The 12,615-nt window shown below is 52.3% G+C and carries 11 protein-coding genes; all 11 read right to left on the bottom strand.

Going from position 1 to position 12,615, the window contains the following annotated elements:
• Positions 1 to 2: 2 nt before the first annotated feature.
• Positions 3 to 1,145, bottom strand: a complete 1,143-nt coding sequence (locus GURA_RS19235) for a glycosyltransferase family 4 protein (protein ID WP_049818959.1) — start codon at positions 1,143 to 1,145, stop codon at positions 3 to 5.
• Between the two features lie 42 nt (positions 1,146 to 1,187).
• Positions 1,188 to 2,144 carry a glycosyltransferase family 2 protein gene (locus GURA_RS19240; RefSeq protein ID WP_011940579.1) on the bottom strand — a complete coding sequence of 319 codons (957 nt, stop codon included), beginning with the start codon at positions 2,142 to 2,144 and terminating at the stop codon, positions 1,188 to 1,190.
• Positions 2,145 to 2,182: 38 nt separating this feature from the next.
• Positions 2,183 to 3,178, bottom strand: a complete 996-nt coding sequence (locus GURA_RS19245) for a GDP-mannose 4,6-dehydratase (protein ID WP_011940580.1) — start codon at positions 3,176 to 3,178, stop codon at positions 2,183 to 2,185.
• 27 nt (positions 3,179 to 3,205) lie between these two features.
• The gene (locus GURA_RS19250; protein WP_041245561.1) at positions 3,206 to 4,078 is read right to left on the bottom strand and encodes a class I SAM-dependent methyltransferase; all 873 of its coding nucleotides are present in this window, start codon (positions 4,076 to 4,078) and stop codon (positions 3,206 to 3,208) included.
• Positions 4,079 to 4,261: 183 nt separating this feature from the next.
• Positions 4,262 to 5,506: a glycosyltransferase family 4 protein gene (locus GURA_RS19255; protein ID WP_011940582.1), complete on the bottom strand. Its 1,245-nt coding sequence runs from the start codon at positions 5,504 to 5,506 to the stop codon at positions 4,262 to 4,264.
• An 11-nt stretch (positions 5,507 to 5,517) separates the two neighbouring features.
• The gene (locus tag GURA_RS19260) at positions 5,518 to 6,693 is read right to left on the bottom strand and encodes a glycosyltransferase family protein (RefSeq protein ID WP_011940583.1); all 1,176 of its coding nucleotides are present in this window, start codon (positions 6,691 to 6,693) and stop codon (positions 5,518 to 5,520) included.
• Positions 6,694 to 6,938: 245 nt separating this feature from the next.
• Positions 6,939 to 7,901, bottom strand: coding sequence for a glycosyltransferase family 2 protein (locus GURA_RS19265; protein WP_011940584.1), 963 nt, complete (start codon positions 7,899 to 7,901; stop codon positions 6,939 to 6,941).
• 80 nt (positions 7,902 to 7,981) lie between these two features.
• Positions 7,982 to 9,310 carry an MATE family efflux transporter gene (locus GURA_RS19270; protein WP_011940585.1) on the bottom strand — a complete coding sequence of 443 codons (1,329 nt, stop codon included), beginning with the start codon at positions 9,308 to 9,310 and terminating at the stop codon, positions 7,982 to 7,984.
• Positions 9,294 to 10,331 carry a GDP-mannose 4,6-dehydratase gene (locus GURA_RS19275; RefSeq protein WP_011940586.1) on the bottom strand — a complete coding sequence of 346 codons (1,038 nt, stop codon included), beginning with the start codon at positions 10,329 to 10,331 and terminating at the stop codon, positions 9,294 to 9,296. Before GURA_RS19275 ends, GURA_RS19270 begins: the two co-directional genes overlap by 17 nt.
• A complete protein-coding gene (locus GURA_RS19280; protein ID WP_011940587.1) occupies positions 10,331 to 11,227 on the bottom strand; it encodes an NAD-dependent epimerase/dehydratase family protein in 897 nt (298 codons plus the stop codon). Before GURA_RS19280 ends, GURA_RS19275 begins: the two co-directional genes overlap by 1 nt.
• Positions 11,224 to 12,573 (bottom strand): lipopolysaccharide biosynthesis protein RfbH, encoded by a 1,350-nt coding sequence (gene rfbH, locus GURA_RS19285; protein ID WP_011940588.1) that lies wholly within the window; start codon positions 12,571 to 12,573, stop codon positions 11,224 to 11,226. The genes GURA_RS19280 and rfbH overlap by 4 nt, the downstream gene beginning before the upstream one ends.
• Positions 12,574 to 12,615: the final 42 nt, after the last annotated feature.

Consider the following 12,615-nt stretch of genomic DNA (forward strand, 5'->3'; position numbering starts at 1 on the left):
GGTCACAATCCGCCGGCTGTCGCTCTCAGGAACGCCAGGGTCTCGGCTGCACACCTCTCCCAGGAAAAAAGCGACGCCTGGCGAAGGCCTGCCGAGCTCATCCGCTGCCGTAAATCCGCATCGCCACTCACCAGTTCAAGCGCCTTCCGGATCTCTGCCACGCTCAGCGGGTCCGCCAGGAGCGCCGCATCCCCCGCCACTTCCGGCAGCGAAGACACCTTGGAGGTGATCACCGGGCAACCGCAGGCCATGGCCTCGACAACGGGAAAGCCGAACCCTTCGTAGAGGGTGGGAAAGACAAAAGCCTGCGCCGCGCCGTATAGGAGCGGCAGGTCCGCATCGGGAACATAGCCGGGAATCACCACCCTCTCCTGAAGGCCGAATTCCCTCACCCAGCCATGGAGGGTGGCGTCGGTCAGGGCGCGCTTTCCCGCCAGTACGATCCTGAGATCGCTGTCGATCCCGGCCAGCGCCTCCAGGACCCGCCGCAGGTTCTTGCGCCATTCCGAATCCCCCACATAGAGGAGAAAGCACCCTTCGATGCCGTAGCGGGCAAGGACCTCCAGCCGCCGTTCCCCATCCCCCGCATTGTCGGGGTTGAACAATGCATGGTCGATCCCCGGATGGATAACGGCAATCTTTTCCGGCGCGACCCCCAGGAGGCTGACCAGGTCTCGCTTTGTCGCCTCCGAAATGGCGATCAGCCCCTGGCTGTAACGCAGTTTCTTGAAATTGGTCCGCCAGCCGATCTTCACCGAAAGCGGCTGAGCAGCCATCGCCTCGGGAAATACGAACGGAATCAGGTCGTAGACCATGGAAACAACCCTGAGATTACCCGTTGGCACGAGGTAGCTGTTGAAATCGGTGGCGAAGAAAAGTTCCGCCCCGCTCTTTTTTACCAGTTCCGGCAGAAGGAACTGGTCGGCGATCCAGTTGAAACGGTTGGGGCGCTCCAGCCGCCGGGTCTCCAGCCGCCGTTCATGCCGGAAGAGGGGGGGAAACGCCTTCCCTTTCAGGGTAATGAGGGTGACGTCGTCCTCCACCGCCAGGCGCCCCATCTGTCGCAGCAGGTTATGGAGTAGAACTCCGACCCCCCTGGTCCGGTGGGCGTTCTGCAGGGGCCTGACGTCAATGCAGATTTTCATGGGCATACGTTCCTCAACAGAATCGACAGATACCATAGCACACTAGCCATTGCGCCGCGTCCTGTCCACAAACCGGCGGCGAAAGATGGAGTAGAGCATACGCAGGTAGCGGATGGCCAGAAATAGCAGCACCGGCCGGCAGGGGCAATAGTCGCGGTAGAGCTTGTAATTGGCCCGGAAATAAAAGGGGGAGCGGTAACTGGTCAGCATCTCTCTTACCCGCTCCCTGTTAAGCGCCTCGGTCCCGCTTGACACCGCAGTCCTGTTGTACACAACGCTTTTAGGCTCCGTAAGGAGGCGATAGCCGCGCCGCCGCGCCCTTAGTGAGAACTCCGCGTCCCCCTGGTACTGGGGGCAGTTCTCCCGGTCGAAAAAACCGATCTCGGCGAACGCCGCCGCCGGAATCAGGGTGGAACTGCCGTGCAGCCAGTCGCAATCGCTGGTCCGGTCGAAATCAATCAGGTCGCGGCGGTTGTTGCGGTCCCTTATCTCCCCCACGTACCAGTTTATGACGCCGCCGAAGGAAAAGATGAAGTTCCGGTCCGAGTAGTCGTACATCTTCGAGGTAACGAGGCTTTTGGGGTGGCTCCGGGCGGTCTCCACCAGAGGCTCGATGAAGTCCGGCTCCACCACGTTGTCGTTATTTATGGCCAGGATAAAGTCACCGCCCCGCCGCAAGGCCTCCCGGACACCGAGATTCGTGGCCCCCGACCACCAGAGGTTGCCGTCGCCCCTAACGATAGACACTTGGGGAAAGCAGGCGGCGATGGCCTCCCTGGAGCCGTCGGTCGAGCCGTCATCTACGACGATGACCTCCAGATTCGGATACGTTGCGCACGCCATCGATTCCAGAAAGGTAAGGGTTTCGTCCTTGCCGTTGTGGATCGGTACTACCGCTGCGACCTTGGGGAACCGAGGTTCGAGGAACGAGGTCCGAGGAACGAGGTATTCACGCCGACACCAAACCCTTTGCCAGGTAGTCCTTGAACCCATCACCATTCCGCGTCCTTTATCCTTTATCCTTTATCCTTTATCCTTTATCCTTTATCCTCGTTCCTCGTGCCTTTATAGAGCTCCATCTCGCTCTCCACCATCTCGCGGATGATCTCACCCAAGGATTTTGTCCTGGCCCAGTGCAAACGGGTGCTGATTTTTGCCGGATTGCCGCACAGCTGCACCTGTTCCGCCGGGCGGAAGAACTTCGGGTCCACCTTGACATACCTTTCGTAGTCAAGGCCGAGACATGAAAAAGCCGTCGCCACAAACTCCCGCACGCTGTGGGTTTCGCCGCTGGCAACAACAAAGTCCTCCGGCGCATCAGCCTGGAGCATCAGCCACATGGCATTCACATAGTCAGGTGCATAGCCCCAGTCCCGGTATGCGTCCAGGTTGCCGAGGGTCAAGGTATCCTGGAGCCCAAGTTTGATCCGCACTGCCGACGAGACGATTTTCCGCGTCACGAACTCGTAGCCGCGGCGAGGAGACTCATGATTGTAAAGGATGCCGGTGCAGGCGAACATGCCGTACTGGCTCCGGTAGTTCTTCACCAGGTGATAGCCGGACACCTTGGAGATGCCGTAGATGGAACGGGGATTGAACGGTGTCGCCTCGTCCTGCGGCGCATTGGTCACATTGCCGAACATCTCGCTAGTGCCCGCGAAGTAGAAACGGCAACCGGGCGCGAATTCCTTGATAGAAGCGAGGAGATAGTGGGTGCTGTTGACGTTGTTGTTCAATATGGAGATCTCATCCTCGAAGGAATAGCTGACGAAGCTGGAGGCGGCCAGGTGGTAACACTCATCGGGAATGACGTCCTTCACCGTCTTAATGATAGAGAGGACGTTGTCCAGGGAAGCAACGTGGAGGTGGATCCTGTCCGCAAGATGGCCAATGTTCTTCAGCTTGTGGGCGGTATCCTCGATGGCTGTCCGCCGGACGATGCCGTGGACTTCATAGCCTTTCGCCAGGAGCAGTTCCGCCAGGTATGAGCCGTCCTGACCGGCCAAGCCGGTAATGAGCGCTTTTTTCTTCATGAAGTACCTTTCTATGATAGCTGCAGATCAGTCCTGCTTCCGGGCCACCAGCCAAATGGTGTCATAGAAGTTTTTCCCCGTCAGCTTCCATAAAACCCGCATCAGGCGATAATATGCTGCATGCAGTAATCCTGCGGGGCCATGCTTGACGTAATAGGGATCCAGATCATTTTCCACCACGGCAAACCCGTTACGCTGAACCAGATCTGCGACAACAGCAGGAGTAAAGTGAGAGAGATGAATCTCGGCGAGGGATCCGTCCAGCACTATCTTGGGGATGCCCAGAAGTCCATGGTATTTTATCTGCCTAAGACCAAGCCGGTTCAGGGCATGGCGTACCCTGCGCCGTAATGACTCAAGTTCGTTTGGTACGGCGATGAGCAGCATACCGTTATCCCTCAGCAGTGCATGACATTTCCTGACTACGTCTACCGGGTTATGAACATGTTCCAGCACGTGGAATAAGGTGACGGTGTCAAACCGCCGGTCGCCGAAATCTATGCTTTCCAGCGAATCTCCGACAATTTCCACCCCGTACTTATCCTTCGCGATCTGGACAGCAGTAGTCGAGACCTCAGTGCCGCATACTTCCGTAAAATGAGAGCGTGCCATGGCAAGAAACTGCCCTATACCAGCACCAATATCAAGCAGTGATCCTGCAGCACCACGTCGCAGGAGTTTTTTCAGGCGACGGCGCCAGAGCCTTTGCCGATCTGCTTCCGAGTTCAGCCAGTCGTCGTACTTTGCCGGTCTGGAATAATATTCAGCAATCTCCCTGGATGTGGGACGCGGGTTATCAAAGACATAGCCGCAAGCCGGGCAACGAGTAATGTTACAGATAGCATCAATCGTGATCAGACGATCATTACTGCAGAGCAGGCAGCGCGTAAGAGTTTCCAATATATATCCTTATTTTAATATCTGAAATTGGCATCTGGCCAAACCGGTCAAGGGCAAATCTTTCATCCGTTGAAGTAAAGGCATGCCCCTCCTCTTTCGTCCCATGAGTCTATGGCGTAGACAGACCAGGACCGCAAGCAGAAATGTCGGAATAACAAGGCTTATTGCCACACTCCATTTTTTCTATACGTCATCGATTATCTCTTGATATAAATCCGCATACCTTTTCGCGACCCCATCCATAGCAAACTCTTTTTCCACCTTTTCCCGCGACATGCGACACAACCGTTCTCTCCGGGTATCATCGGCAAGGACCCAGTCGATACCACGGGCAAAGTCGTTGGTGTCAAAGGAATGGGCAAGGTAGCCGGTTTGTTCATGGACAACAATATCGAGCAGTCCGGTGGAGGCAAACGCCACGACGGGAGTTCCGCACGCCATTGCCTCTGACGCAGTCTGGCCAAAACTCTCCTGCATCGACGGAACGCACATGACATCTGCTGCGGCGTAAGCCAGAGTCAGGCTTATATCGTCATGCAGTTTACCCAGGCAATGAACCGGCAACGGTATATCCGATAAATCGGCAGGCTGTGAAGCACCAAAAACCAGCAATTCCGCTTTCTCCGACCAACCGTCTGCAACAACCTGCAAAGCTGACTTAAGGTGGTGGAAACCTTTATTGTGGTCACCAACTATTGTTGCACCGAACAAGATCAATTTTTTATCCTGCGGCAACCCCAGGAGTTCGCGGGCAACCCCTTTATTCACTTGTTTGTAACGACTCAAGTCCAATCCATTGGGGATTACTTCGACGCGTGCTTCCCGGAACAGGGAGCTTGCCTTGACACAATCGCCCATCCAATGACTTGGCGCAACTATGGTCAAGTTCAACCCCTGCCAGGATTTCGCTTTTAGATTCCATTCCCAGCGCGTTAAATCGTAGTCTCTTTTAGAGCCAAGTTGTGGACAGGCGCCGCAAGAGTTGCAATAGCGCATACACTTACCCGGGAGGTTACATCCGCCTGTAAAAGCCCATGAATCGTGCATCGTCCACACTAAAGGCCGGTTAAATTTTCGTAGCGCCGTTACGGGCACAAATCCACAGCAGATCCAATGCAGATGCACCAGATCAGGAGCGATCCCCTCAATGGAGCCATGAATATTGCTGGGCGCCCAGGATACCCCCCACGAACTCTGCTGACGGTTGGGGTAAAACTTCAAGGGCAAGAGATCAAGGTAGGTGCACAGCTTGTTGATCGCTATTCCAGGTAATCCCTGTGAACCTGTTACGGTCGAATCCTGGCTCGTTTTGTACTGGACAAGCATCCGCGAATTGACATCTATACTTTGCAACCCTTTATGCAGACGATACGCGGCACGTCCAGCGCCTCCTTCAATATCGTAAGTGCTGATGTGGGCAATGCGCATAGACTTTTATCCTACACTAAAGATAGCTTTAAAAGCAATGAACAGGAGTCTTTCAATCGCTCTTTTGAGTGATTTCTCATATAACCTTCGTAATCCGGCCCAATGCTCTCGTCATCCGCCATACCTGTGGCAAGCTGGCGAATTGCCCTAATGCAGGCATCGACATCATCTTGCTTGATCACTTTCCCCAGCCTGAATTTTCGGACCCTTTCTGCCATGCAAAAACCATCACTGACTATAATGGCTTTTTTAAAACTAGCCGCTTTTGTCAGCAAATTACTGCTGTGATAAAACTTTTGATATGCGGCAAAGACAATATCGCTTGCGCAAACCAGCGCGTTAAAAGAAGGCTCATCAGGAATAAATCCTAAATGGAAAAAACAATTAGATGGACAGGAGGCAATGAAGTTTTCGATATGGTCCAATTCTTTCCTTGTGAAGGTATACTTGTAAAAAACCCCGGCAAAGACAAAAAACAATCCCTCGTCCACAAGTTTTTTTGCAACTTCAACTAACATCAGCGTTCCTTTTCGCTTGTCAATACATCCGAAAAGGCCAACGATCTTCCTGCCTCTAGCTCTCTCCTTTATTTGTCCCACGACAGGATAATTCATATCTGGAGCCGATAAATCTGCAAAATCAGGAAAGGAGATTACTGGCTTGGCGAGTTCCCTTTCGAGTGTCTCTTTGACGCCCTCGTCAAGTAAGGCAACTGATTTGCAGCCGGAACTAAATAATGGAGCGTCACGCACTGGGGTCGGTACCCGCAAGCGCTCCGGAGCAAAATAAAGACCAGACCAGACATATGGGAAAACAGCGTCCACAATCCAAGGTTTAAGATGTTTGGCAAAGTACCCATCTAGATAAGTAAAAAACACCAAGTCAGGCAAAATACCGGTATTTGCCGCTGCCTTCTTTATTGCCAAGGCAGCAGCCTTCCACTGTCTTGTAGTTTTGACCACCCCGGGAAGGAAAGGCTGACATATCGGCTCCGTATACTCATATGGGCAAAAGCGCCCAGCCATTTCCCCACAATTCTCTGTTATCCAGTCACCAACTTCAACGGGATTCGGACAGAAGACAACAACGTTATAGCCCAATTCCAGTATTGTTTCAGTAAGCAACTTAACGTATGTCGGGTGATGTCCGGTCCAGACTCCGTCAATCAATGCGATGATTTTAGTCATGAAACTCCTGGCGGACCCTTTCCGAACCGGATTCAAAACCAATGTTCAGGAATGAGAATTTCGGCTTGATTCAGCGTCTCAAACAGTGCTTCATTCGCCACTATCCTCTTACCAAAGCGAGATTTGTGCCGAAACGGATTGGCTTCATACGGGTAGCATTGAATGCCGCAAGATGGCAGCAGAGATCATAGGTATAGTTTAGGTTAGGTTAGCCCCCAAGATCTCCACTTAAAGATAAACTTGGTTTATATCAGTTTAAACCATCGCCTCGTGGATCGTCTCTTAGGCTTAATAAATTTATAAAATAATACCCACACTATATCTAATAAACTTATAGATACAGCTTTTTTTGTATAATTACTTAGCCAGAGAGATGGCAATAGAAATTTTCGCCCTTCATAGTACTCACGTCTCCACTCAAAAGCATAAACTTTACCTGTTGTATTGACATTCAAGTACTGTTCTGCAAACCAGATTCTGGCCTGCCTATAGCATCTATTAATATAATTCGATTTGTCACTTATGGTAATAGATCCTTCATGCTTTCTAAAGAAAGAAAGCGGTTTAGAAACAAATGCTATTTGCGCGTATTCTTTAGCAACGAGCAAATATATTAAAAGATCTGGACCTGCACCATGCTCATAAAAATTTTTGATTGTTGGAGATGGTATTTCTTCCACTAGATTTTTTCTCAGGTCATCAGTCCTGAAAATGGCACATCCTGGAGAATATGGAACATTACCTGCAAACAATGACTCCTGGATAAAGTATGAAGAAGGCAATTTCCCCGTCTTCTCTGCTAATCCATACTGCTCTTGCCCTGTCCAAGGTTCTGTACCCATTATCGCTAGAGTAAAAACAAAACCTACTTCTTCATCACATAAAAAAGGAAGCGTTTTTTCTAAAAAAAGGGGATCAATAAGGTCATCTGAAAAAAGGATCTTACCAAAACAACCTCTTGCTTCATCAATGCAACGCTGCCAATTTCGGACAGGGCCGATGTTGGTTTCATTACGAAAGATTCGAATGCGCGAGTCCTGTCGGGCGAACGTTTTACATACTTCCCAAGTCTTGTCTGTACTGGCATTGTCAACCACAATGACTTCAATATCAGTTATGGTTTGTTCAATTGCAGACTGGATGCAAGGCCCAATAAAGGACTCTCTATTATAAACTGGTATCAGTATGCTAACTCTTGGGATAATCATTTCAATAACAACAGTCCTTTTCTGCAGATGACGGAGTTAATATTTTTGCTGCAAGTGAAGTTTGTCTTATTATTAGTTCCTTATTCCACGGCACTCAAGGCTACCCTTTTTCTACGCAGAACACACCAAGGAAGTACCCAGGCTGCCGTCAGCGAGAACGAGGCGATAAGGGCATAAACTATTCCTGCCACTCCGAACCTGGGAGCTAGGGATACCTGGAGGAGTACAGTAATGACCGCCTGGGCCGGGATATAGATGACAAAGGGACGCAGGTAGCTCATGCTCTGCAGAACCATGGCAAAGGTATCGCTCCAGATGCGTATTACGTTATAGCCACCCATAATGACAATAAACAGTACCGGAACCATAACCGCCTTACCCGGCGCAAGGAGGTGAATCAACTCTGGCATAAAGAAAGCAAGCAGCAGGGTCGCTCCTGAAAGGAGCAGCACTCCCATGACAATATATTGCTTCACGTAGCCCATCACCACATGCCAGTCATTCCGGGCCACCGCTTCAGCACAAACCGGCCATACAGCAATCAGAAGGGCTGTGTAAATAAAATAAATCAGTCCGAATATTTTAGATGTCAGGTTGTAGACGACAATTTCATTGGCCGGTAAAAAACGCGCCATCACCAAATAGTCCACCTGGAGCACCCCTGCCGCCATGATAGCGGAAAGCCAGAATTTAAGCCCCCGTTTCATCAATGGCCACAATATCTCCCGCTTGACAGAACTGCTCCGCTGCAGACTTCCTGTAAACTGCAGCAGGAATGCCACAGCAGGAAGCATCCCTGCGGGCCCAAATGCGGCGACAAGGCTCCAATACAACTTGTGTTCAAGTGGGCTCCGCGCCACAAAAACAATCGCAGCAAAACTGATAAGAGACGCTACAGCCGGCACTACGTTTGCCAAATATCCTTTTTGCTCGGCGTACCATATCCGATAGGCAATCCCGCCGAAACAGGTCGCTATCGATATCACTCCTGTGATGAAAAAATGTCGTGCCTTTTCAGCATCGTTTAGGAACGGAAACCCCTTTAAGATGAGCGGCGCCAAGAAGGGACTGGCGAAGAACAGGAATAAAATGCTTAGTAACATGAGAAAGATGGCGATGACCCCCGCCATCGCAATGAAATCCTCGTAGGGTTGCTTCCCTGCCCGCCGTTCGGAAATATGGTTCTGCAGGCTCGTGCCAACCCCCATGTCTGCCAAGAGGTACCATCCCTGTAAGCCCCCCAACACTGCATAGAGGGCATACTGTTCCGTACCAAGACCTTGAATCAATATACGAATACTAAACAGCCCCACCACCGCCGTTACCAGACGGCTGATCCATGCACTAGCCGCAACCAGCAGATGGGAAGGTATGCGGTTCAAGATTCCCGGTTTAGCATTGACGGTCAAAGATGTCACCTACCCACTCTACCATCCGCCCGACCCCTTCGCGGGCGCTCACCTGCGGCTCCCATCCGAGCATGCGCTTCGCCTTCGCTATATCCGCGACAAAGAGCCGCTGATCGCTCTCCCGCGGCGGCAGCTTCCTGTAATCGAGCTTGACGCCAGTCAATTCTTCAAGAAGGGCGAACAATTCAAGCAGAGAGAGGCTGTTGTGAATCCCGCCACCGATATTGAATGCTTGCCCCTTTGAGATATCGATGCGCTCCAACACAGAGAAGTAGAGACGGGCCATGTCGTCGGCATGGAGCACGTCGCGCACCTGTTTGCCATTGCCGGAAATGGTGAACGGCTCCTTGAGCACGCCGTTTTTGCTTTCCACGGCCTTCTGGCAGAACCAGCCGATCCATCCCTGGTCGTATGTTGCAAACTGCCTGCCGCCGTACATGGATGAGTGGCGGAAAACCGCTGTTTTCAGCCCGAAGATCCTGGCGTAGTCAAGCATATACTGATCAGCGGCACCCTTGGAACAGCCGTAGGGTGAATGGAAATCCAGCTGGGTGGTTTCGTCAAAGCCGACGGGCCTTTCAATGCACTCGTAGCGCGTTTCCGTTTCCCGGTAGGAGTACTGCTCCAGATCGCCGTAGACCTTGTTGGTGGACGAATAGATGACGGCCGCCTGTGGGTTAAACTGACGGACTGCTTCCAGAAGGTTGTGCGTCCCCAGCACATTCACCTCAAAATCCATGCGCGGATTGGCGATGGATGTGGTCATGGCAACCTGACCGGCCAGGTGGAAAATGGCATCGGGTCTGAACTCCTGCACCAGCCTGCTCACGTCGTTCTGGTTACGGATGTCGCCATGGACAAATCGGAACGTTCCCCGGCTTTTCAGCCAGCGGAGGTTCTCCAGGGAACCATCCCGATACAGACTGTCAAACACTGCCAGGTCATAACCACCACTTGTCAAAGCATGGGCTGCCAGGTTGCTGCCAAGAAACCCGCAGCCACCGGTAATTAATAGCTTCATCAATGCGTTCCTTTCGCGCCCCGACGGGACACCTCTTCTTCGATGGTTTTCCTGAGACCGTCGGCCAGGCCGACCTTGCACGACCAGCCGAGCGCCACGAGACTGCTGATATCCGCGTGAGACTCCATGACCTCATTGTCCCGATAGGGAAGCGCCCCAAAATTCAAATGAGTATTGGAACCAGTGAGACGGTGGACGGTCTCCACCAGCTCGCGTAAGCCAATAGCCTCGCCCGACCCTAAATCGTATTCCTGGAATGCCTGCCCACTGCCGGAATTATTTTTCAGCAACAGCAGATACGCAGCAACCACGTCATCGATATGGATAAAATCACGCCTCTGCGCGCCGGCAGTAAGGGGTAATTCAGGCGCGTTATCCAAACAGCTATCGATGACATGGGTGAGGAACTTGGATGCATCGTCCCCTGCTCCATAAAAATGCTCCAGCTCAATATTCACGAAGCGTATCCGCCCTTGACCGGCAAATAACCGCCCCCAATCCGCAAACTGTTTTTTCGCCAGGGAATACGGATTCAGAAACCTGTCAAGACTGGTGTCCGTATTGAAAAAGGTATCCGTGGCAAAAGATGCGGCCGTTTCCAGAAGCCGTAACGGGAATGCAGCATTGGCCTCAAAAATCTCACTAACGCTTTCGCCGCTGCGGCCATAACATGTTGCGGTATGGATAACAGAATCGATTTTGCTCTGTTCTTCAAACGGTTCTTCCAAGCTGCAGAGGTCCAGGTCGTAGGAGGTGAGTCGGGGCAAGATGTCGGCAACGCGTCCGGTGTCGGAGAAGCTCCGCTTCAATATAATCACCTGATGACCCTCGTTAAGAAGGGCCTTTACAAGATGGCTTCCAAGAAAACCTGTCGCACCGGTAACAAGGATTTTCATCTCTTACAAAACCCTCGCAGCGTTGCAATCATGAACTCCACCATCTCCCCGGTCATACCCGGATAAACCCCGATCCAGAAGGTGTCGTGCATTATTCTGTCGGTATTCTCCAGGTTACCGACGACCCGATACCCTTTCCCTTCTTCCCGCATCTCATCGAAACAGGGGTGCTTAATCAGGTTGCCGGCAAAGAGCATCCGGGTCTGGATGCCTTTGGACTCCAGGTGGCTGACGATCTCATCCCTGGTGAAACCGGCGTCTTCGCGCACGGTGAGCAGGAAGCCGAACCAACTCGGGTCAGAATCCGGCGTCGGCTCCGGGAGAATGAACCTGTCGGCAAGCTTTGCCAAACCTTCCCGCAACAGCCGCCAGTTCTTCTTCCGCGCTTCGATGAAGCCGGGTAGCTTCTCCAGTTGAGCGACTCCGATGGCCGCCTGCATGTCGGTCACCTTCAGGTTGTAGCCAAAGTGGGAATAAACGTATTTATGGTCGTAGCCGTAGGGGAGCTCGCCGAACTTTTGGGTGAAGCGGTTGCCGCAGGTGTTATCGCGGCCCGACGGGCACCAGCAGTCGCGACCCCAGTCGCGGAATGACTCCACCAGTCGCTTGAGGGTGGTGTCGTCGGTATAGACCGCCCCCCCCTCCCCCATGGTCATATGGTGGGGGGGATAAAAACTGGAGGTGCCCAGATGGCCGATGGTGCCGGTATAACGCCATTCGCCGTTGTGGAGATAGCGCGAGCCGAGCGCATCGCAGTTGTCCTCGATCAGCCAGAGATTGTGCCGGTCACAAAAAGCCTTGACCGCCTTGAGATCGAAGGGATTACCCAGGGTATGGGCCAGCATCACCGCTTTGGTGCGGTCGGAAAGGGCAGCCTCCAGTTGGGTGCTGTCCGCATTGTAGGTGGGAAACTGCACATCAATAAAGACCGGCACTGCACCGTACTGGATAACCGGCGCAACGGTGGTGGGAAAGCCGGCAGCCACGGTAATCACCTCGTCTCCCCGTTTTATCCGTCGCGCCCCCAGCTTCGGCGAAGTAAGCGCCATGAATGCCAGCAGGTTGGCGGAGGAACCGGAATTGGTCAGTGAGCAGTGCTGAACGCCAAGGAATTCGGCGAATTCCTTTTCGAATTTCTCCGCGTATCTGCCGGTGGTAAGCCAAAAATCGAGGGAGGAATCAATCAGACTGGCAATTTCCCTTTCATCAAAAACCCGGCCGGCATAGGGTATGCGATTTCCCGGGATGAACGGCTTATCGCCTTTATGCCTGAACTCATAATACCTGAGTGCAGCCTGAATAGCCTGCTCCCGCAACTCTTTTTCCTGTTTTTTGGCGTCGTCCACACTATACCTCTAACTTAACCCTTAAATATCAACATTATTAAC

The sequence above is a fragment of the Geotalea uraniireducens Rf4 genome (assembly GCF_000016745.1).
In the GTDB taxonomy this organism is placed as follows: Bacteria; Desulfobacterota; Desulfuromonadia; order Geobacterales; family Geobacteraceae; genus Geotalea; species Geotalea uraniireducens.